Genomic DNA, 22883 nt, shown 5'->3' with positions numbered 1-22883 from the left:
TCCAAAGAGCCAACCTAAAATCTCCACAAGTTGCAATTAAAAATTAAATATTAAGACTATTAATAATCTCTATCAGAAGAGGGGCCTTACCTATTTTTTTCACAGCATACATCTGTACAAATTAAAGTAGCTTAAACTACAATTGTCCCCCTCTTAATTTTTTATTTCACTTTTTTTCGCTCGACTCTTCGGGTAGGGATGTAACGCCGTTGGTGTCAGCAGGTTCTGGGTTGACAATACTGCCTGCAGAATTCCCTATGCTGGATGCTGGCTCAATTGACTCTGCCGGTGCAGCCACACCGGCAGTTGTCTCGGCTGCCAAAGCCGGCAAAAGTCGATCGACTTGCCAAGGTGCGATCGTAAAATCCTGCCGAATTTTTTCTACAACATGAGGCTTTGTCGCTGCAAATTCTGATTCCGGCGTCAGCAAAACCGCCATGACACTAGCAGACACCTGCAAAAACAAATTGCTAGCTAAAAAAGCAGCAACTGCCAACAACAATCCAGCCCACCGCCAGGAAGGAGGAAAGGGAGCAACCGTTGCCGCGAGGGGAGCCAATCGGTAGAGTTGCCACAAAATTACTGCCAGAAAAACAGCGACAAAAAGAGCGATTCCTTGATTTAACTTAGTTTTAAACCGAGTCAGAAGTCGGTGCTGCACAGAAGTTAAATTCTGCGGTTTCACCGCCACAACTAAAATACTAAAAATGTAAAAAGGGCGGAACCACTGCATCCACAGCACAGGAACAATACCTGCTACAGCCACTAAAAACATTTCTAACCAGACAGGGAGCAGGGGAGAACCCACTGCCAGTCCCAGCAAGCACACTCCCAGGAATATCGGCAGTGTAGCCGCCCCAGAAAGGTGAATCCACAAAAAAGGATCTGACCAAAAAGAACGCACTTTAAATAATTATGAGTTATGAATTAGGAGTTTTGAATCTTGGATTTTGAGATTTTGGGATGCACTCTTGACTCTGAAATCCGATGCCAGGAGTAAATATTTAGCTATCAAACCGAGGACTTACAAGCAGAAATCTGGTTTATTTCGGTAATTCTTATTTGAGGGAGCGAATTTTAAATTTTAAGCAAGGGTAAAGACGATTAGGAAGTTCTTAATTCCTTCTTCCTTCTTCTTTCGGTCAACTGTCAACTGTCAACTGTCAACTGTCAACTGTCAGATGAGTTTGGGAGTATTGAGTGAAGAGAAGAGTGGCGAGCGATCGGCAATTTGGTTGCGATCGCTCAAAAATTCTCTTCCCTCTCAACACTCACAACTCAAAACTATTGAGAGAGAGTCCGGCGTTTAGTAACCATCCGGTAGGCTTCAATCATATCGCCATCCGCCCAGTCGCTAAACCCGCTCAAAGAAATGCCGCATTCAAAGCCAGAATTGACTTCCTTGGCATCTTCCTTCATCCGTTTTAGGGAGTCGAGGACACCTTCGTAAACGACATTGTTGCCGCGGCGCACCCGCACCTTACAGTTACGGATGACTTTGCCAGAGAGTACCATACATCCAGCCACAGCCCCGCGACCGATCGCAAAGACAGCGCGCACTTCGACTTGACCCAAAGGTTCTTCCACCAATTCGGGTTCCAGCAGGCCTTCCATCGCCCCTTGAATGTCATCCAAGAGGTTGTAGATGATGCTGTATTCCCGCACGTCTACGCCAGCTTGGTCAGCCGCGAGGCGAGCGTCGGTGGCCAGAGTAGTATTGAACCCGATAATTACAGCATTACTGGCTGCAGCGAGGTCAATATCCGTTTCTGTAATTTCCCCAGGAGCAGATAGCAGCAGTCGCAGTTGAACTTCTTTTTGAGGAAGTTGAGTCAGAGCGCCGACAATTGCTTCGAGGGAGCCTTGGACATCTGCCTTCAAGATCAAGTTGAGTTCCTTGAGAACGCCTTCCTTAGCTTGTTGAGAGAAGCCGCTGAGGCTGATCCGGCCGCCTTGCAGCAGGCGTGAATCTCGTCGGGAGGTAGCTCTTCCAGAGGCGATCGCCGCAGCTTCTTTTTCGTTTGCGAAGACATCAAACTCGTCTCCGGCGCGAGGAACTTCCCGCAGCCCTAGCACTTCCACCGCGAAGGATGGAGTTGCGTGCTCTACGCGATCGCCCCGGTCATCGATCATTGCGCGCACCTTGCCCAAAGCCGAGCCTGCGACCACAATATCGCCCACTCGCAGAGTGCCGTTCTGCACCAGCAGAGTTGCCACAGGCCCCCTTGCCTTGTCGAGGTGAGCTTCAATCACAGTACCCTTAGCCGGTCGGTGCGGGTTGGCGTTGAGGTCTTCCATTTCCGCGACTGTCAGAATCATTTCCAACAGCGTATCCAGGTTTTCGCCTCGGATCGCGCTGACTGGAACCATCGTGATATCGCCGCCCCAGTCATCTGCGACCAAGCCGTACTCAGTAAGCTCTTGCTTCACCCGTTCCGGCTGAGCACCCTCCTTGTCAACTTTATTGATAGCCACGACAATTGGCACTTTCGCCGCTTTCGCGTGGCTGATCGCTTCAATTGTCTGGGGTCGCACGCCGTCGTCCGCCGCCACCACCAAGATGGCGATGTCCGTAACCCGTGTTCCCCTAGCCCGCATCGCTGTAAAGGCTTCGTGACCGGGCGTATCCAAAAATACCACCTGCTGGCTCTTGCCTTCGTGTACCACATCCACGTGGTAAGCACCGATGTGCTGGGTAATGCCCCCAGCTTCTCCCTGAGCCACCTTGGTTTTGCGGATCGAGTCGAGCAAGGTAGTTTTACCGTGATCCACGTGACCCATAATCGTGACTACTGGGGGACGGCGTTCGAGGTATTCCAAATCCGCTTCGTCCAGCATCTCGATCACTTTGAGAGCTGGGGCTACTTTTTCTGGGGTTTCCACCTCTACGCCCATTTCTTCGGCTACCATTCTCACCGCTGAAATGTCCAAGGTTTCGGTAATGTTGACCGCAATACCTTTAGAGAAAAGCCGCTTAATAATTTCGGTTTCGGGAACAGCCAGAGTAACTGCTAGTTCTTGAACGGTCATCGGCCTGCTCAGCAGCAGCTTTTCTGGACGTTCTACCTTAGCTTCGGCTGTTTTGCCCCGGTTGCCACGTCCCCCGCTCGAACCTGAAGAACTTTTATCGTGAGAAGGGCCTGGTCTCTTATTTTTTCCGCTGCTTCCGGGTGCGCCCGGAGTTGGTGTTGACTTGGGTGCTGCTTGTCCCTTCGCTTTCGCTGGGCGGGCTAGGGACAGGCTGACCGTGACTGGTGCTGGGAGATCCAAGCCGTTTTCTAAGTCATCGTCATCCTCGTCTATGGGTTTGAGGCGAGAACGTTTTGCCTTAACAGCTTTTGCAGCTTTTGCAGCATCTGAGTTTTCGTCATCATCTTCTTCCCAAATGACCGATGTCTTTTTGGCAGGACGAGGGAGGGAGGGCCTTTCGAGGAGAGGAATCTCCAGCAACGGCGTATTATCTTCTTCATTGTCATCAGTGTCATCCCCTAGCGCTCCGGTGCCACCGCCCCGGCTACGCAGCCCGGTAGCTGACGTTGCGGGGGCAAGGCTCCGGCGCGGCCCACCGGGCTGGGGTCGATCGGCCAGTGGAGTTTTGACTGGGCCACCAGCGCCTTCCCGGCGCGGTCTTTGCGCGTCGCGAGATTCGGTAGCCGATCCCGGTGCAGGTCTGCTGGGGCGACTCGGTTTAGCCGGCGCTTCCAGAGTTTCTGACTGTCCTGATTGCTCTTGCTCGCTTTTTGCAAGTTTGAGTACCGGCTTGTTCCCCAGATTTTGTGGGGTACGGCTAGCGGACTCGGACGCCCCTCTGACTGGCGGCGACGTGAGTTTTGCCGACGGCGCAGGGGGGGCGATCGGCGGTTGCTGGGTGCGTTCTGGAGCCTTTTCCGACGGCGGTTGAGGTGCCGCCGGTGCCTGAGCCTGGATGGTTGTTTCCGGGGCGATCGCACCTACAGTTTCCGACACTATTTCTGACGGAGCCGCCGACACAGCGACATTTGGCTTCGACAGTACAGGTCGATTGATATTCGGTTTAGCTGGAGGCTGGAGTTGTTGAGCTGCAGGCGACTTGGGAGGAGTTGCCACGGTTGCCGCGGGCTGGTTTTTGTTCTCCTCGTTGCCTGCAGGCTGGGAGTTTGCACCAGCCGGACGTACTTTTGGACTGCGTATTTCTAAAATTTGCTGCTTTTTTTGTTGGTCGTTAGGGTGAGGGCCAGATTCTCTAGATGGCGCTGCTGCTCTTTCGGGTGGAGCTGGCTTGCCGGGGGAAGAGTGGCTACTGGCTACGTATTTTTCCGCCGTTTTGCGAATGCGCTCTGCTTCGGATTCTGTAATTGTGCTGCTGTGGCTCTTGACTGAAATATTGAGCCGCTCGCATACTGCCAAGATGTCTTTATTATCCAAATTTAGTTCCCGTGATAATTCGTAAATTCTTACTTTGCCGTTGTTCATCCACTCTGCCCTCTTTTGTGCCAACCAGTTTTTACATTGTGATTTTTTGTGCTAATGACGACATCATTCGGTGTGATTGATTCAGTGTCAGGAATCGGGGTTTTGGTACTCGCTCAGCAATTTTATCTAAAAGATGCAACTCGCTGAAGTCGGCGGTTGAAGAATTCTCAAGTCTGTTTGGGAACTTGGAACTCCGAAGTCTGAGTTTTGGCAAAACCCACTCTCTCAAGCTTCAAAGTTTGCCTTTCCACCTTGAGGATACCTCTGCTAGTACCCTACCCTTATCTAATCTGACACAAATCTTTCCAGACTGGTGGGCAGATCGGATTGGGGTTTTATAGCTGGCGCTACCGGTAATTACTGGTAGGGCTGCCAAGAGGGTTTATACAGTCGATGCCGAACTATTGTCGGTTTTTCTTCCGGCTAGGCCAGAGTAAGATGTACAGTCAGATGTGGCTAAACGCTGCCAAAGTGTTTGGTACAGTTCGTCAGACACAGACGCTTTGAGCGATCGCCCAAGTCGATTTTTTTTCTGAGCTGCTTTGAGGCATTCAGCTTCCCGACAAAGGTAAGCAGAACGGCCCATGCCACGATCTAATTGTACCTGATGAGAAGGATAGAGCCTGACTACTCGCCAAAAAGCTTCCTTTGGAGCTATTTTTCGACAACTTGCACAGCACCGGTAGTTCGGTTTCATTTCTTGTCACAGGGGGAGTAGGGGGAGAGGAGCGAGTAGGGGACAAGTCCTCCTTGTCTCCCGAAGATAGAAAATCTTATGACAAGGAGTCAGAAGACAGAATTCAGAATTCAAAATACGCCATGCCTCAAGTCAGGGGTAAGGGTTACGGAAAAAATTTTTGGTGTTCCACGATTCAAATCGCGGGCTTTCAACCTCGATTCTCCATCCTGTCGCACAGAACCCATTCTGGATTCTGGCTGTTGAATTCTGAATTCTTCTTCGGTAAATGTCACAGTTTTTAGACAGCGGCTTCGGTTTCCTCCGTGGCGGCTGCCTCCTCTTCCTCAAATTCTGCAGTTTCCTCGTCGTAGTCGCCTGCTTCGTCTGCGTCGTAGTCGTCGGCTAGTTCTTCGAGCCTAGTTGCTTCTGCTGCCAATTTGCTGTCTTCAGCCGCGCGATCGTACTTAGCAATATCTTTGATATCGATTTTCCAACCTGTCAGGCGGGCTGCGAGGCGCACATTCTGACCTTCTTTGCCAATGGCAAGACTCAGTTGGTCTTCAGCGACCAAAATGTGAGCTCTCCTGCCTTCTGGAGCAACTAAACGCACTTCATCTACTCTAGCGGGACTCAGAGCGTTAGCAATATAAGTTGCGGGGTCTGGAGACCAGCGGATCACGTCGATTTTTTCGCCACGCAATTCGTTGACTACTACCTGAATCCGCGATCCCCGCGCTCCGATGCAGGCTCCTACAGGGTCTACGTCGCGATCGAGAGTATCAACTGCTATTTTAGTCCGGGGGCCGACGTGCCGGGATGGCGGATTTGCCTCCCTGGCTACGGCGACAATCCTCACCACCCCGTCTTCTATTTCTGGTACTTCGTTAGCAAACAGGTAAACCACCAAACCTGCGTCGGCTCTAGAAACAAGTAACTGCGGCCCTCTAGTAGAGCCTTCGCCTACTTTTTTGAGATAAACCTTGAATGTAGCGTTTGCCCGGTAATTGTCGTTGGGCAACTGTTCGCGCTTAGGGAGTTCGGCATCTACTTCTGGCTGACCGAAGCTGCTGGTAACTGCTAAAATTACCGACTGCCTCTCAAACCTGAGCACTCTTGCTTGAAGAACGGTTTCTTCTAAATCTTTAAACTCTTCTTGAATCATTTTGCGCTGTTGGTCGCGCAGTTTTTGAGCGAGAACTTGTTTGGTTTGGATCGCGGCCATGCGACCAAATTCTTTTTGATTTGGTGTTACGTCTACGAGCACGATGCTCCCCGGCTGAGCTTCCGTGGCTACTTCTTGCACTTCCGAAAGTGAGATTTCGTGATCGGGATTGATGACTTCTTCGACAATAGTTTTGTTGGCTAAAACGCGGAAACCTTCTTGTTCTGCGTCGAGTTCTACATCAAAGTTGTCGAAGTATTCTTCGCTGAAGTGATCGAGTTTTTGGGTGCGGCGGTAGCGTTCGTATCCTTTGAGCAGGGCTTCTCGCAAGGCTGCTTGGACGGCGTGTTTGGGTAAATTGCGTTCTTTGCTAATGCCTTCGACCATTTCTTTTAGTCCGGGCAGGGGAACCATTGACATATAAAACTCTCCTTTTTTGCTGTGGTAATAAGTAACTGGTAATCGGTAATTGGTACTGGGAAATTATCGAGAAAGAGTGATGACCAATGATTGATGAGTTACTGGATAGGATTAGGGAAGCTAGGTGCTGTAACAATTTATTTGTTGTTCCTCTTCAACCCGCTGCTACAGATGTGATTGTTAAAAATTAACTCGCAGCCAAGCGTTTTCAGCTTGCTGCGAGGCAATCTCAAAACTCAAATCGGGCGGGCACAGGGGCACCGCCCCTACAACTCAAAACTCACAATTTCCCTTTACATCTCCTTTCCTTCGTCTAGTTCAACTTTGACAATCTGAGGGCGGGGAATTTTAACCTGTCGCCCTTTTTGATTGAGATAAACCGCTGTTTCATCCCGGCCCAGGAGTAGTCCTTTCCACTCTTTGATTCGCGAGTCGGGTTCGGTGGTTTTGGCTGTCACGGGGAAACCTTTAAAGGTAATAAATTCTCGATCGCTGCTGAGCAATCGGGATATTCCGGGACTGGAAATCTCTAGCACGTAGGCATCGGGTATGATGTCGGCTGCCTCTAACTCGGCATCGAGGGCTGTGCTCATGCGCTCGCAGTCGGCTAAACCAGTGTCTTGTTGGAGGTTGCGGATGTCTACCCGCAAGACGGGAGGATTTTGGTTGGTGTGAAACACTGCTCCCACTACTTCCAATCCCAGTGTTTCCGCAACGGGGGTAGCTAAGTCAATGATTTGTGGGATTAGGGGATGAGTCATATCGAATACTTAAGTTAAAACTCCTAAACTCGGACACGGGCAAGGAAAAATTTGTTGTTGAGATTGCTTGGTTTTGAGGTGGTTTGATTAGGTGGCTGCGACTTTCGTCTTCAACTTTGGGACTTACCCAACATCCCAGCAGGGATCTCAAGCGGGGGGGTACCCCTACTAAATCAGTCCTCAACTTGCAAGTCAGACGCCCTGAGCTCTTTTCCTGCGACTAATGCAACAAAAAAAGTGGGCTTGACCCACTCCTAGGTAAAACAATTTCTTCCAAGAAGTTTGAGGACTTCTTCTGATCGAAGGCAGGCCTCAGTTCTCAGTTTAGCTCGATCGCCCGCCCGGTGACAAACCGATCGCCATCGGCGGACTGTCCGAGGGCAGAAGGGGGGAGCTGACAGGGGGAATAAGGACGACTTCATCACCGTTTTGGAGTGGGGTGGGGCGAGGGCAAATTCCTGGTTGATACCCAAGCGGGTGCGATCGATCTGAGATGTTGCACCATTCTCAAGAACAGGCTTTCCGGCCTGTTCCACAAAGAGTAGATTTTCTTGTGGAACAGGCCGTCCAGCCTGTTCCTAAAAAGCTTCTTGACAATGGTGCAAGATGTGCGATCGATCCTAGAACTGGGGGGAAGTGGCACTGAGGCGTTCTAGGACTTGCGATACGGGAGTTGCTTTGGGAAATTCTAATTTCTCTTCGGACAAGCCCTCTGCTTCTTGATAGGCGGCCAAGAGTTTAACAGTTATGGTGATTGGTAGATTAGACATGGGCGATCGCAATATTAACGGTATATTGACAAAACAGCCAAACTAAAATTAGCCCTAAAAAATCCCCATTACTAATGGTGAATTGGAAGCTCAATTACAAACTCTACCCCCCATTCTGGCGAGGAAATGCAGGTCAGCTTACCACCATGTTTTCGTTCTACGATCTCACGGCTAATAGACAAACCTAAACCTGTCCCTTTACCTACTGATTTAGTAGTAAACATCGGCGTGAATAAATGCTGCATTACTTCCTGAGTTATGCCAACCCCATTATCAGCAATCCGAATCACCACTCTGTCATCATGAAGCATTTCAGTGCAGATCCGAATCTGTGGAGTGTCATTGCTCTGTTTCTTTTCTCCGCACAGCGGACAACTAATCGTAGACTCTTCTAAAGAATCAATTCCATTCGCCAATATATTCATAAATACCTGATTAAGTTGCCCCGGATAACACTCTACTAGCGGCAATTCCCCATACTCCTTAATCACTGCAATTCCTGGGAAACTTCCTTTAGATTTCAGTCTATGCCCTAAAATTAATAAGGTACTATCTAGCCCATCGTGAATATTCACTGGCGTTAGGGCCGATGTATCCAAGCGAGAGAAATTACGCAGTGACATAGAAAGATTGTAAAGTCGCTCTGTTCCTAGCGCCATTGAATCAATAATTTTTGGCAAATCTTCCACAATAAAATCTAACTCAATCTCCTGGGACTTATCCTCAAATTCTGATGTCGAAGTAACGTTGTGCTGCTGGCAAAGCCGAGTCATCTCGATCAAATCGGCAATATATTCCTTGGCAATAGGGATATTATTGGAGATAAAACTAACTGGATTGTTAATTTCGTGAGCTACCCCAGCTACAAGTTGACCAAGACAAGCCATCTTTTCACTTTGAACGATTTGCACCTGAGCTTTTTTAAGATTATCCAAAGCTTGAGAAAGTTCAGCCGTTCGTTCTTCCACCCGTTTTTCTAACTCCTGTGCGAGCTGATGTAACGCTGCTTCTGCTGCGAGCCGGTCTTCAATCTCCCGTTTGAGAAGCAGATTTTGGTCAGCGAGAGTTTTAGTCAAAGAACGCAGTTTTAAATGGAGGTTGACGCGAGCTAACACCTCCTTTTGTTCAAAGGGCTTAGTAATGTAATCCACAGCCCCTAGATTAAAGCCTTTGATCTTATCTCCTATGTCAGAAAGAGCCGTCATAAAAATTACCGAAATTTCGTTCGTCAACGGACTTTCCTTCAGGCGATGGCAGGTTTCAAACCCGTCAATTCCTGGCATCATTACATCTAACAGAATCAAATCCGGCTGAGTATATTCAGCCTGTTCGATGGCAGTTTCGCCATCAGTTGCTACCAATATCTCCCATCCAAAACCCGCTAAAGCTTCAGAAAGCACGTCCAGATTGCTAGGATTATCATCGACGATTAAGATGCTACTTGTTTCAATATTTGCTGCCTTCATTCTGTTTCTATCCTGTGGGATGTAATAAACTCTTTTATTTTTTTCACCTGATAGCCTTGGGCTAACTGGCGCAGCTCAACAGCAAAGGACACAAATTTCTGATCTAACTTCTCTAGGTGCTCACTGCGCTTCACAATTCCTTTCACGTTGCCTCTCATCGCCAGTTCAAATAAAAGTTCAATTTCTTCGGGCGGGGGAGCCACTACAGAGGGCGATTCAGAAAGTGATTGAGCATCTGATGAAAAAGGAATAGTGCTGATTTTTTCATGCTTTTCTTCCTCATATATCCATTCAAGTTTTAAATACTTTTGCAACATCTCAAATAGCTCTTCTGCCTGCACTGGCTTACCGAGAAAATCGTTTGCTCCCCCCTCGAAACTTTTATGTTGGTCGGTAGCAAATACACTGGCAGATGAAGCAATGATTGCCACATCTTTATAGTGTGACAAATTTCGGATACGGCGCATCATCTCAAAGCCATCTAACACTGGCATCACTAAGTCAGTGATAATCAAATTGAACTTAAACTCTTCTACTTTTTCTAAACCTTCTTGACCGTTTTTAGCTTCGGTTACTTCAAAGCCGAGCGGTTCCAGCAGATTGACAATCACCGAGAGGTTTTCCCATTTGTCATCCACAACCAAAACTTTCTGTTTTCTACCTTGGTAGCCAACCAGCTTTCTTTGCTTGGCAATCGTGACTGTATTTGCCCAGTCTGCCGCTTCCCGTAAATCCACATCAAGCCAAAAAACACTGCCGACTCCTGACTGGCTTTTTACTTGGATTGTACTACCCATCATTTCGACAATTTTCTGGCTAATTGTTAAACCGAGTCCGGTTCCTTCCGCCTGCCGCTTGCTGTCTCCTACCTGTTCAAAAGGCAAAAATATTTTTTCTAATTGTTCTGGTGTCATACCAACGCCAGTATCTTCTATTTGAAACCGAATTTTGTGAATTGGTGAGGCTGGCTTTTGGTCATGGCTTTGTACCTTTTCACCTGTCCCCTTTTCCAGATGTTCTATCTTAAAAGTCACCCCTCCACCGTCGGTAAACTTAATTGCATTGCTCAGTAAGTTAATTAGTACCTGTCGCAAGCGTTTCTCGTCAGCGTAGATGCCAGCAGGAATTTCCGAACTGGGTTGATAAACAAAAGCAATTCCTTTTTGTTCGGCTCGGATGCGGCAGATTTCCGCGACTCCCTGCAAAAAGGAAGGAAAATGGAAATCTTTCGCGTACAGTTCCAATTTCTGGGCTTCAATTTTAGCGAGGTCTAAGATGTCATTGATCAGGGTTAACAGGTGGGAACCACACTGGTGAATAATACTGATGCCTTGGATATCTTTCGGAGCCATCGTTTTTGAGCGTTCTAGGATTTGAGCGTATCCTAAAATTCCATTGAGTGGCGTTCTCAATTCGTGACTCATATTCGCTAAAAATTCACTTTTAGCTTGGTTGGCAGTATCAGCGATTTGTTTGGCTTCCGTGAGTTCAGCGGTGCGTTCTTCTACTCGGATTTCTAGCTCGGAATTGGTCTTGGCTAGCGCCTCAAAGGATTCGCGCAACTGTTGTGCCATAAGGTTGAAAGACTGACCCAGGACTTCTAGTTCTTCTATGCCTTTTACCTGCACATTTTTCTCTAAGTCGCCACTGGCGATCGCCCTAGAAGCTGCGCTCAAACGGAGAATCGGGCTGGTAATCCAGCGTGCGGTTAAGATTCCCAGAACGGTAGCCAGCGCCAAGGCTCCCAAACACAACAAAATGGTAGTCTGGGTATTGGCGTTAATTTGATCCATGAAATCGCTTTCAGGAACTACGACGACGATCAGCCAGTCCAATCCTCGCCTATCCTGAAAGGGCATAACTTGGAGGAATTCCCGCTGACCGGCGATCGTAAAATCCAATTGCTGAGAGCTATTAATTTTAGTGAGGTCGCCAAAGTGTTCTTTTAAATGCGCTGTTGTCAGCCGAATTAAATCATCTCTGCTGTCTAAAGCATTCAGGCGATCGAGTTTGCCATTGTTGGTGATAAATGCTTCTTTGAGAGTTGAACTGCCTACTAGGAGTCCCGAACGTTCCATAATGAATGTCTGTCCCGATCGACCCATTTTTAAGCTGTGCAGGAAGTCACTGAGGAAAGAGATCAGAAAATTAGCAACGAATACTCCGCGCAGTTCGCCACTTTCGTCATACACTGGATGTCCGGCAGGAAGCGAGAGGGTTTTCTGACCTGTAATCGAAAAAATTTCGCTCCATGTGGGCTTGCCTAAGCGTACACTGTCTTTATACCATGAACGGTTGAGTATATCGTAGTTGCGGGAGACTTTTAAGAGCTTCGTTTGATTGCCTTTGCTATCAGATTCATAAATATGAAGTTCATTCCGATGCTCTTTGTCTGCTCTTTTAAAAACTACTTTGCCATTCTCTTGGCGTTCAATGGCAATGAACTCTCCCGTGTTAGTAGCAAAGCCCATATTGGGCAGAGAAGGAAAGGCTTGAATTTGCTCCCACAAATAGCGATCCATACTCTCCAATTCGTCTGGATTTAAGTATCCTAGGCGAAGGGCATTGGCATTCAGTTGATTGACGCGAGGAGCTGTATCTAGGTATGTGTTGAGCTGCTGCTGGATGCGGGCCGTAATTTCACTCCGCAACTGGCTAGCAACTTCGTTGACTGCTTTTTGCCCGTTGCGTAAGGATAGCCAGCCTGTCAGCCCGACGGCTGCAAATATTTGCAGAACGAATGGCAATACTAAAATCAGGCGCAGGGACACCTTTTTTTTATAACGGTTTGACAGGAAAGTGGTTGCAGAGGTCTGTGACATTTATTGGTGTTACTCCTGGGGTAACGAGTTGGCTGAAAAATCTCAGTGGAGAAGAGTGAAATGAGGCTGAGGAAATATATATTGAAAAGCAATCTATAATAGTTAGTGAAAAGTTTGAGACAGTAACTTGCTTAAACAAGCATGGCTACTTACGTGTTTTCTCTGATAGTGGTATAATAATATCTGACTAAAGATACTGACGCGCCTTAGTTTTTTTAGCCTTGGTAATTTTTTTTATCCTTTAGGAAACCAGTTAGCAATCATATCTAATAGATTACTTGGTTTAGAGCTATTTGTAGTGATTTTTAACTTTACTTTACAGATTGACTCTAAAAAGTAGAATCTCATCAAACTTACATATAAATTGATATAATGTACGTCTAAAAAAACTGACCGAAAGCATCCAGGATACAAGCCCCCGGATTCATCCGTCCAGAAATAAAAAACCTGTATCCGATGAAACTTGCCCCCCGAATTTATCGGTGGGGTCAATGCTTCAATCTCAAATCTAAAATCGAAAATCTAAAATCGATTGACCTTTCTCGCTAAAAACATGACACGCCAGGCCGCTGAGAACCCTAACGGCGGTCTAACTCACTACCGCGCTCAAGATGTGATGCACAACCCTGCAGATGACTCTCGTAGAGAATGCCGATCGCACATGAAACTTTACAATTCCAGCAAGTTTCATGTGCAGGAGTTACAGCAGGGTAATTGCTAATTGCTAATTGCTAATTGGGGAAGAAAAAAAATAAGTAAAGCGGTGGAGACTTGCGCTAACGCGGGGCTATCCGTTGCAGTTCTTTGGCTTGTTCTAAAATTTTCTCGAAGTCTTCTTCGCTCAACCGCTGAATGTAGTTGATTTTGAACTCTTCTAGGAAGTCGCACAGCAGCAGTTGTATTTCTTGCCAGGTTTGCTGCTGTTGCAGTTCGGTTCCTAAAGCTTGCCCGAAATGTTGGACTAGCTGGCTTGAAAGTTTTATGCTTATGGGGTCTTCGCTGGCGATTTTGAAGGCTTCGTAGGCATCTTGGGGGCCGAGGGTGACTAATTTTGAGAGTTCTGCAACTAATTGCTGTGCTAGCTGTTCGGGCAGGTTTCCCAAGCCGGGTACTTGCTTCCATCCTTGATAGAGGGGGGATTGTTTGAGGAAGCTTTCAATATTGTACCGGAGGAGGGCTTCTAGGTCTGGCTGGAGTTGGGGGAGGACTTTGTAGACGGTTATTTGGACGAGATGGGTGGCGATCGCTTCTATTTCATTGATATTGTTGATGTCTAGATAGCGCTGTTTTTTAGATTGAAATAGTTGACGAGCCAGTTCGCCTGTGGTAATTGATTGTTGCATCTGGTTGATGAGTTGAATTACTACAACTTCGGTCAATTCTTGGGCGAAGTTGGCGACGAAACCTCGGCTGATTTGGGTGCGTATGGGTTGGAGATCCGGCATTTTGGCTTGGTGGATGCGAATTGTGACGGGTAATACTCGCAACAGGCGCCAGAATGGGAGAAGCATGAAGATGTCGTACCATCGCCAGAGCATGGCTGCTCGCCAAGTGACGCTGCGGTGGCGGCGGGTGATCCAGTAGGTACGGGCTAGAAATTCGATCGCGAATATGGCAATAAATGGCAGGTCGATTAGCCAGAAGTTATCGGTGAATTCGCCGTTGTCTCCAATCTCGCGGTAATAGTTGGTGGCGATTAATGGCTTGATTTTGGAGTCAAACCACTGGATTTCTTTTTGCCAGCCTTGTTTGTTTAAATAGTCAGGGCTCCAAAATCTTTGGAATGATTGTTTAGCGGAGTCTTGCGGATTCGGGACGCGATCGCGCATCCGGTCTTTTATTTTTTCTAGGGTGCCACTTTTTGATGCTACTCGAAAGGGATCTTCGTCGATCATTTTCGCGCTCAGATTGTTTATTTCCTGCAATTTGGCTGCTACTTGGGGAGATGGCAACCCTGTTTGCACTACTTGAATTTTTAATTCTTCTAAGGTTTCCAGATATTGCTGGGTGTCTCGGTGGGGTTTAATTCCTTTAAATGGGTCGTATACTTGAGTTAGAACTGGCAGTTGCCGGAGGTAGAAATCACGTCCGGGCACGTAAGTTATGTCAAATATTACTAGGCTTAAATTTCCCAGGGCGACCAGTGCCATGAACCGCTCGAACCAAGGTACTTTTGGTGATTTTTTGCGGGAGTTGGGAGTTGGAGAGGGCAGTAGTTTTGGTGTCACTAGCGGTTCCTAATTAAGTAGACCGATCGAATTAGATGTAACTGGTAATAGCTGAAAAAAGGAAACAGGGAAAACTGGCTAAGTGTCTGATCGAGCTCGGATTGCTATCGAGGAAGCTAGTATTTATTTTAACGTGCGTTTGTTGGATATTTTTGGACTGTTGATTAGGCTTGGTTCGATAAAAAATTATACTGCTAAAATATTAAGGTCGATCGAACTTGACGGAAGCTGTGGCTCCCGTTAGTGTGCTTCTCTCTGGCAATAAAATTATATCTCAGGCGGAATCCTCAGTTTTTTTGGCGTTGCAGAACTCACGGGGCTGGTAATAAATTACTATTTCTGTTTGATCTGGTGGCTCTTTGACCGCTAAATCAAATGTATTGCACGCAGCGGAGTCTAAGGTTAGATGAGGACTTCGAGTTTGAGGTCAAACCCTCAAGAGAGTTATACTTGCTCAGGGGCGGCAGTCGGGCGAGAGCGCCCCCTCCGATCGCGAGGGTGGCTGCGGCCTCCGTAAGGTTCGAGGTTTCGCCTCTACAAAAACCAGCTTGCGATCGGACTCTTGAATAATATAAAACCCTGACTATAATTTTGTTCGCATTTTTTTAATATATGACATACTGCCTTAATCTCGATTGCCCAAGAGACAAGCGTCAGAACCCACCAGGCACAAAGTATTGTCTTAATTGTGGTTCAAAGCTGCTGCTAAAAGACCTTTATGCAGCAACAGAACCGCTGCGCGATGGGGGATTTGGCAGGACTTTCCGAGCTGTTAATCATGGAAAATTTGAGGAATTGTGCGTGATTAAACAGTTGTCGCCCCCTCAAGAGTTTCAGCGGAAGCCCGGTCATTTTAAAAAATATGTTCGACTGTTTGAACAAGAGGCAAGGCGGTTATACGAACTGAAGCACCCGCAAATTCCTCAGTTAATTTCTTATTTTGAGGAAGATGGGCGCTTGTATTTAGTGCAAGAGTTTATTGATGGCAATAATTTAAAGGATGAGTTAGATAAGTACGGTGCTTATAGCGAAATTAAAACTTGCGAACTGCTGTTAGATTTGTTGCCTTTATTGAAGTTTGTTCACGACCGAAATGTAATTCACCGTGATATTAAGCCTGAGAATGTAATCCGCCGAGCTCGCGATCGTAAGTTAGTGCTGATAGATTTTGGGGTTTCCAAACAGGTAGTAGCTGCTGCTCCCACCAAAACAGGAACGAAGTTGGGAACTCCCGGCTACGCGGCTCTAGAACAGCGTCACGGTAGGGCTGTTCCTGCTAGCGACCTTTACAGTTTGGGGGTGACTTGCATTCGCTTGCTGACTTCTGTTATGCCTTATTTAGATATCTACGGGGACATTCACGATGACCTTTACGATCCGCTTGAAGGCCGGTGGCTTTGGAGGGAGGCGTTGCCAAAAGGAACACAAATTAGCGACGATTTAGGTCAGGTTTTGGATAAGTTGATTCAGGAATATGTTAAAGATCGCTACAAATCGGCTGTGGAAGTTTTGGATGCTTTAAAACCTCCTGTTGTTGTTGTCCCCGTGCTGGAAAAGTCGCAGCAGGCAACTGTTGTTAGTCCTTCGGTTCCGACTCAACCTGTGACTGATACTGCGTTAGTTTCTGTGAATTTAGAGTCCGAAAAAGGTATTGATTATTCTCACTTGGCAAGGCTGCTGGCTGCTAAAAATTGGCGTGGTGCTGATGAGGAAACTTCTGTGAAAATGCTGGAGGTGATGCAGCAAAATTCACGGGGTTATTTGAGCGAGGAAGATATTAGGAAGTTTCCAGCTAAGGATTTGCAGACTATCGATCAACTTTGGGTGCGGCACAGTCACCGCAGATTCGGTTTTTCTGTGCAAAAGGGTTTGTGGCTCAAGTTGGGGGGAAAGCCTGGTGTTTATGATGCTACAGTTTGGGAGAAGTTTGGCGATCGAGTGGGCTGGCGGGTTAACAGCCAGTGGGTATACTATTCTGAGCTGAATTTTACTTCTAAAGCAAAGCCGGGACATTTGCCGGGGGGGACTGTTTTTGGGTGGGAAGGCGGGGTTTTGTGCGGTGTTTTGGGTTTGGGTGGGATCTGGTTTCTGCTGTCGCGGCGGGATTTGTAAAACTCACATCTTGCACTATTCTCAAGAACAGGCAAGATGCCTGTTCCACAAGAAAATTCACTCTTTGTGGAACAGGCATCTTGCCTGTTCATAAAAAACTTATTGAGAATGCTGCAATATCTCAGTAAAAGGAAGGTAGAGGGTAGAAGGCAAAATTTATTAGTCAGGCTGCACCCGAAGCGAAGTCGAAGTCTTAGTCATGAAATAGTTTTGAGTTGGGAATTAAAGAGTTAACAAATTTTGAGTTTAATCATCTGTTATGTAGAAAATAGCTCTAAAAAAAGCGAAAAATAAGATATAATCCCAAACCCTTTTTTTTGTGCTATGTTCTTAGAGATGGGCAAGTTTGCAAAGTCAAAAGCCAGTCCTCGGCCGTGGCCAAAGATGGGGACTGGCGTTGGCTCCAATTTACCAAGGAGATTTATTTAGTATGTTGCAAGAAAAACGTCTCAAGCCGTGGACTATAGTTCGCTCGCTTCCAAATGTGGAAAAGGTGGTTGTGGGTGAGTTTCGCAGTTGGTCTGATGCAGACGGTCACTTGAAAATTCTCAAGCGGATGGTTCCGGCGGATCGATTGACTGTTGTGTTCGATCCGGTAGTTCAATCGTAACGTCGCTGGTAAATTGATCGGCGTGCGATCGCTCTTTGAGCTAAGCGATCGCCTATTTTTTTAGATATTTTTTTTTACATAAAAAATGCGACCGCTAAAAATGCGATCGCAACTTGAATCATTGTCCTTAACTGCGGCGAATTTCAGTAATTTGGTCAGCAACATCCAAAATTATTTGCGGCATGGATGGCCCGGTAAAAATCATATCCAAATGATGCGGCTTGTTGTCAATCAATTCCACCACTTCGGCTTCGGGAATCAAGCCCAAATTAACCGCTAAACTCAATTCATCGAGAATAACTAAGGCATAACGGCCTTCGCGCACCGCATTTTGAACATACTGCCACAATTGTTCGATCGATCGCGTCTCCAGCTCATCTAAATCGGCATTCTCAATGCTGCGTGACAAATCGCAGCGCACCCAATCTAAATTTTGCCCCAGCCGCACCGGATGCTGGTGCCCTTGATTAATTCCCCCTTTGAGGAACTGCACCGCTAGCACGGGAGCTCCCTGTCCTGCAATTCTGAGGGCCTGAGCCATGACACTGGTAAAAAAGCAGCGGTGCGGGCCTGTAAAAACTTGCACCAGCCCTTGAACTGTGTAGGGCAAGCTGTGGGTTAAATTGAGTTTAGGGGTTTGTAACTGAGCAACCATAGGGCAATATTTAATCAGCAACTAAGTCTTGAGTGCAGCTCCGACCTTGGCGTGGCTGAAGCCTGCTTGACAATATATAGTGTACTGGGCCGAGTGCACATCGGATCGAACGCTAGATATACAAGTTGTCAAAAGCTCGCTGCAGTGGCATTCGCAGTCGTTTGTTCGATTTTTGAACTCAATTAGCACTTAGGCAGAAAGCGGTTGTTTTTACTAAAATACGGCGTGGAGCTTGACATTTATACAGTTATAGGGTGAAAAACCAAGGTGATGAGAGTCTTACGGCGTCCACGGCTTTTAAGAAAAGGTACACACATCGCGTAAAATTTGAATGTCGCGGCACTAGGAGCAGGGACTGTGAGAGTGGTGATTCTGGGAGGGCCAGGAGCGGGAAAGGGAACTCAGGCTGAACTACTGTGCAGCAATTTGAGCCTTCCTTTGCTGGCTGTGGGGGATATTCTACGGGAGGCGATCGCAGAAGACACAGATTTAGGCAAGCTGGCGGTGTCTTATGTCGAAAAAGGGGAATTAGTTCCCGACGCAACTATGATTGAATTCTTTCGCCGCCGACTGCTGCTGTGGGATGTCTTTAATGGCTGGGTGTTGGAGGGGTATCCGCGAACGGCTTTTCAAGCTGAGGAGTTGGATTTTTTATTAGAGGATTTGGCGCAGGAGCTAGATTGGGCGATTTTGTTGAAAGTGCCGATCGAGGTTTTGCTGAGTAGGTCGATCGAGCGCGATCGATCGGATGACCACCCTGAAATTTTACAGCGTCGGCTCGATTTGTTCCACGAACGCACTATTCCTCTTTTAGAGTATTACGAATACCGCAACAAACTGTTAACTATTGATGGGGATCAATCCCCACAACAAGTCCAGCAGGATATTCTAAAAATTGTCAGTAGTCAGTAGTCAGTAGTCAGTAGTCAGTAGTCAGTAGTCAGTAGTCAGTAGTCAGTAGTCAGTAGGAAGAATTACGAATCCCCGATACTTCGGCTACGCGAGCGTACAACTGTCCCAATGCCCAATGCCCAATGCCCCATGCCCAATTACTAATTAGCTTATGTCTTTCCAACGTCCCGATGGCAGACAACCAAATCAAATTCGTCCGATTAGTTTCGATCGACAGTTTACCAAATTTGCTAGCGGTTCCGTACTGGCGAAAAGTGGCGATACTCAGGTACTTTGCAGCGTGACAATCAAGCCGGGAGTGCCTAGATTTCTGGAGAATACCGGACAAGGTTGGCTAACAGCGGAATACCGAATGTTGCCGGGATCTACACCGCAGCGACAAGAGCGGGAATTTATGAAATTATCGGGACGGACTCAAGAGATTCAGCGGTTGATTGGGCGCAGTTTGCGATCGTGCTTGGATATGCAACTCTTGGGAGAACGCACCATACTTGTCGATGCGGATGTTTTGCAAGCGGACGCGGGGACTCGCACGACTTCAATTACTGGCGGGTTTGTGGCTGTGGCTGACGCTTTGAACAAGTTGGTGCAAAAAGGTGATTTAGTGCGATCGCCTCTGATTCGCCAAGTAGCGGCCGTGTCTGTGGGACTTTTGGAAGGCGAGCCATTTTTAGATTTGAATTATGTTGAAGATGTGGCGGCTGAAATTGATTGTAATGTGGTAATGAATGGAGATTTGAATATTATTGAAATTCAGGGAACTGCGGAAGAGGGAAGTTTCAGTCGGAGTCAGTTAAATCAAATTTTGGATGTGGCAGAAATCGGGATTCAGGAATTGTTGGAGGCTCAGCGGCAAGCTTTAGTGGAGTAGGTAAATCTAATTCAATTTTTCTCAGGTATAATAGTTGAGCAGAAGTGTTGAAAGTGAATAAATAAGTGATAAAAGTTGCCCCAAAAAATATGTTAAATTTGGGCTAAAGAGGAAAATATATCTGTTAACAATGATTGTAAATCAGGCTCTTCCTTACTTACTGTGCTGAAATGTTAATCAAAGGCTCAAAGAAAGGTTTAAAGGTTCTGGGAGCATCTCATGTTTGTAAAAACACTTCTTCTGGCTCCTTCGTTCTTCCTCTTTCCTCCTGCCTCTTTCCTCCTGCCTCGTGCCCCGCAGCAAGAGAGCCTCAAAACTCCAATTTCTAGCTGGGCTGCTTTCATTGAGATGCTCCCAAGGTTCTTCCGTACTTAGTGTCCTAAAATATTATGGCACTGCCGTCCGAAGCAGATTAACTCGCAAATGAGGTAAGCTAATCCGCATTTAAATTGCATAGTAAAATTATTTTTTCCTCTTGTGGGGAGTAGGGGTTGGGCAGGAGAACCCGCCCTCAACATACAAATTAAATGCACAACAGCTTAATCTCGGTGAGACTCCCTATTGGCCTAGATTTTCTCAAACGGTTCACAGGCGGGGATGAGGCAGAAGTCGGATTTTTTATTTGAGCAAATTAGTTGGCTTCTAATCTGGGTAAGATTAACGAGAGAGCGGATTAGCTGAAGAACCAATGCGAAAAAGGATCGTAAAAACATTATCATTCAATAATAAACGATTCCCGAAAACATCATCACCATAATCATATTGGTTATTTTGCCAATTGATGGATAGGGTAGGACTGTTGTAGTTATTTTCCAGTTGCCAACTTACACTAGCACCGTAGAGAGAGCGAGTGGAGTTTTTATCGATGGGGGCAATATAGCCAGACAGAGTGAGAGTGCTTAGAGGACGGATGGTTAACTCAGCCAGTAAGCGATCGTTGTAGGAATTGGGTAGGATATCACCAAAATAGTTGGTCAAACCCAGAGAAATAATTCCCCAATTCAGGCGAGCACTAACGGCAACTTCACTAGCTGGTGAAATACTAAGTACATCACCAATTCTTGTTTCTCGATCGAGAGCATAATTGAAGCCAGTTGATAAGGTTAAATTTGCCTGCCTACTGAAGCGAAAGGTTTTGGCTACACTCCCCCAAAGTTGGCTGTAATAATCGCGATCGGGGTTGAGATAACCAATCGCACCCCCGCGAAAACTCCAATTGTTTAGCGTATTTCTCGTGTAATCAGCACCGAGATAGAGTTTGGGCTTTTCCGAAGCAATCACACCCGTATAGTATCGCAGGATATCTTCGCTTCCTGTCCAGTTTCCGGTAAAGCTGAGATGAGGATAGTAACGGGTTTCTTCCCGATAGATACTTTCTCTCACAAAGTTGACATCTTGCTGTAAAAAGCTTAAATAAACTTGGGCATAAAAATTCTGCAAATTGGCAGTAGAATACTGATTTTGGTTAACCGCAGAGAATAACTGTACATTGGTATTTGCTCCACCTTCTGCACCAGCATCCACAAGGGTGACTTGTGGGCCTGTTGGGTCGTAAAAGGTTCGACCATCTTCAATATTGCGATCGATCACGGGAGAAAGACCGAGCCAAAGGCTGTTATAATTCGCTCTAGGAACTTGATTTAAGCTGGTGACATTAGGCGTTAAACTTTCTGCCCGTCCGAGTCCGGCGGAATAGATTGTAAAACTACTGCTGGGTAAACGAGTATTATTAGCGGCTAAAAATAAGTTGCGGTTGATATTAGTATTAACGGGATTTTTACTGCCTTCTAGGTCAGGAATGACATCGGGTAAAATTTGCGCCCCCGCTTGAATTGCCGTATTTAGCCAGCGATTTTCATCATCAACAAAGAGAGTAAAGCCTCGAATCGTTCGTCCTAAAACGGCTTCTCGATCATTGGCTTTAACAACTTGACGAACACGGGAAACAGTACCTGCAATCGTATAGTCAACTTCTTCTTTTCTCTCAACTTTTGTTTTTTGGGATTGGCTGTTTCCCGGATAAGCACCCGAATTGGGAAAATAAAAATCGACGCCAATCGGTTGACTGCTGGTTCCCCCTTGAAAGCCGGGAAGCTGCATAAAAGCCAAAGTTTCTGGTTTGACAACCTCCCCAACCTGAGACGTTTGAAAGACGCGGGTAGGTACGAAAAATTCGGGATCTATACTATTGCGATCGATAACTAAACCTGGGGTATAAGTACATTGTTGGTCACTGGGAGTATTGGGAAAAATACAAGCCGCCGTTAAACTCATTTGAATTTCTAACCCCGTCATGGTTTGGGGTGCGGTAGTTGTCGTTGTAATTGTTCGTTCTAGGGGAACAGTCCGCAGTTGGAAATAAGTGCCTTTTTGGTCTACTCTATAAATATTATTTCGGCTTAAACTTTCACTGACTCGACTGTTAAGTTTGAGAGTGCCATTAAAAAAAATATCGCTGTCTGTGGTGTCAGCAAAAGTATGGAAACCACTAAACTCCCATTCAGTTAGATGGCTGATGGGAATGTCATTGAGAGGTAAAGTAGTCGTGAAGGGGCTAAGTTTTTCGTCGGGCGCGATTCGAGGTGGAATAATGTAATCGGGGTCAGTAGATGGCGCAGAAGGTTGGGGTAATCCGTTAGGATTATTAGTTGATGGGGGTTTTGTGGGTTCAGGTTCAGGGGCTAAATTTTGGGATGAGGGTTCCTGGTTTGTAGCAGAAGTAGACCTGTTTGGTGTTTCTGATAAAGGGGTGGCTTGTGGAAGGTCGGAAACGCTTGGAGCGCTTGGAGGTGGAATAATGTAATCGGGGTCAGTAGATAGCGCAGAAGGTTGGGGTAATCCGTTAGGATTATTAGTTGACTGGGGTTTTGTGGGTTGAGGTTCAGAGGCTAAATTTTGGGATGAGGGTTCCTGGTTTGTAGCAGAAGTAGACCTGTTTGGTGTTTCTGATAAAGGGGTGGCTT

At 46.7% G+C, this 22883-nt stretch carries 17 protein-coding genes; 5 read left to right on the top strand and 12 right to left on the bottom strand.

Features of this window, described 5'->3' with window-relative positions; all coding sequences use genetic code 11:
- Positions 1-166: 166 nt before the first annotated feature.
- The 9 genes from QUB04_RS28535 to QUB04_RS28495 form a co-directional block, all read right to left on the bottom strand.
- The gene (locus QUB04_RS28535) at positions 167-877 is read right to left on the bottom strand and encodes a low-complexity tail membrane protein (protein WP_333289707.1); all 711 of its coding nucleotides are present in this window, start codon (positions 875-877) and stop codon (positions 167-169) included.
- 407 nt (positions 878-1284) lie between these two features.
- Positions 1285-4452, bottom strand: a complete 3168-nt coding sequence (gene infB, locus QUB04_RS28530) for a translation initiation factor IF-2 (RefSeq protein WP_333289705.1) — start codon at positions 4450-4452, stop codon at positions 1285-1287.
- A gap of 382 nt (positions 4453-4834) precedes the next feature.
- Complete coding sequence (locus tag QUB04_RS28525) at positions 4835-5149, bottom strand: YlxR family protein (protein ID WP_333152294.1); 315 nt, start codon at positions 5147-5149, stop codon at positions 4835-4837.
- Positions 5150-5429: 280 nt separating this feature from the next.
- Positions 5430-6713, bottom strand: coding sequence for a transcription termination factor NusA (gene nusA / locus QUB04_RS28520; protein ID WP_333289703.1), 1284 nt, complete (start codon positions 6711-6713; stop codon positions 5430-5432).
- 293 nt (positions 6714-7006) lie between these two features.
- Entirely contained in the window at positions 7007-7474 is a 468-nt protein-coding gene (gene rimP / locus QUB04_RS28515) for a ribosome maturation factor RimP (protein ID WP_333040953.1), read from the bottom strand.
- Positions 7475-7728: 254 nt separating this feature from the next.
- A complete protein-coding gene (locus QUB04_RS28510) occupies positions 7729-8010 on the bottom strand; it encodes a hypothetical protein (protein ID WP_333289702.1) in 282 nt (93 codons plus the stop codon).
- An 84-nt stretch (positions 8011-8094) separates the two neighbouring features.
- On the bottom strand, positions 8095-8244 hold the full coding sequence (locus tag QUB04_RS28505; RefSeq protein WP_333289700.1) for a thiamine S protein: 150 nt from the start codon (positions 8242-8244) through the stop codon (positions 8095-8097).
- Positions 8245-8315: 71 nt separating this feature from the next.
- Positions 8316-9710 carry a response regulator gene (locus QUB04_RS28500; protein WP_333289698.1) on the bottom strand — a complete coding sequence of 465 codons (1395 nt, stop codon included), beginning with the start codon at positions 9708-9710 and terminating at the stop codon, positions 8316-8318.
- The gene (locus QUB04_RS28495) at positions 9707-12532 is read right to left on the bottom strand and encodes an ATP-binding protein (protein ID WP_333289696.1); all 2826 of its coding nucleotides are present in this window, start codon (positions 12530-12532) and stop codon (positions 9707-9709) included. The genes QUB04_RS28500 and QUB04_RS28495 overlap by 4 nt, the downstream gene beginning before the upstream one ends.
- 553 nt (positions 12533-13085) lie before the next feature.
- On the opposite strand from QUB04_RS28495, the gene QUB04_RS28490 reads away from it, so the two are divergent.
- A complete protein-coding gene (locus tag QUB04_RS28490) occupies positions 13086-13253 on the top strand; it encodes a hypothetical protein (protein ID WP_333289694.1) in 168 nt (55 codons plus the stop codon).
- Positions 13254-13308: 55 nt separating this feature from the next.
- Here the strand turns inward: QUB04_RS28490 and QUB04_RS28485 are convergent, their stop codons facing one another.
- The gene (locus QUB04_RS28485) at positions 13309-14760 is read right to left on the bottom strand and encodes a hypothetical protein (RefSeq protein WP_333289692.1); all 1452 of its coding nucleotides are present in this window, start codon (positions 14758-14760) and stop codon (positions 13309-13311) included.
- 612 nt (positions 14761-15372) lie between these two features.
- Here QUB04_RS28485 and QUB04_RS28480 point away from each other — a divergent pair.
- Both QUB04_RS28480 and QUB04_RS28475 read left to right on the top strand, forming a co-directional pair.
- Positions 15373-16872 (top strand): GUN4 domain-containing protein, encoded by a 1500-nt coding sequence (locus QUB04_RS28480; RefSeq protein WP_333289691.1) that lies wholly within the window; start codon positions 15373-15375, stop codon positions 16870-16872.
- A 346-nt stretch (positions 16873-17218) separates the two neighbouring features.
- Entirely contained in the window at positions 17219-17482 is a 264-nt protein-coding gene (locus tag QUB04_RS28475) for a hypothetical protein (RefSeq protein WP_333289689.1), read from the top strand.
- 127 nt (positions 17483-17609) lie between these two features.
- On the opposite strand, the gene QUB04_RS28470 is transcribed toward QUB04_RS28475, so the two are convergent.
- Complete coding sequence (locus tag QUB04_RS28470) at positions 17610-18137, bottom strand: P-loop NTPase family protein (RefSeq protein ID WP_333289687.1); 528 nt, start codon at positions 18135-18137, stop codon at positions 17610-17612.
- A 357-nt stretch (positions 18138-18494) separates the two neighbouring features.
- Here QUB04_RS28470 and QUB04_RS28465 point away from each other — a divergent pair, with 357 nt between their 5' ends.
- Positions 18495-19049, top strand: a complete 555-nt coding sequence (locus QUB04_RS28465; RefSeq protein WP_333289717.1) for a nucleoside monophosphate kinase — start codon at positions 18495-18497, stop codon at positions 19047-19049.
- 151 nt (positions 19050-19200) lie between these two features.
- Positions 19201-19920: a ribonuclease PH gene (rph, locus tag QUB04_RS28460; protein WP_333289685.1), complete on the top strand. Its 720-nt coding sequence runs from the start codon at positions 19201-19203 to the stop codon at positions 19918-19920.
- 657 nt (positions 19921-20577) lie between these two features.
- Here the strand turns inward: rph and QUB04_RS28455 are convergent.
- Entirely contained in the window at positions 20578-22716 is a 2139-nt protein-coding gene (locus QUB04_RS28455; RefSeq protein WP_333289715.1) for a hypothetical protein, read from the bottom strand.
- Between the last annotated feature and the right edge of the window lie 167 nt (positions 22717-22883).

Origin of the sequence: Microcoleus sp. D2_18a_B4 (assembly GCF_036702475.1) — a bacterium.
Taxonomy (GTDB): domain Bacteria; phylum Cyanobacteriota; class Cyanobacteriia; order Cyanobacteriales; family Microcoleaceae; genus Microcoleus.
This window is presented reverse-complemented; position numbering and strand designations above follow the sequence as displayed.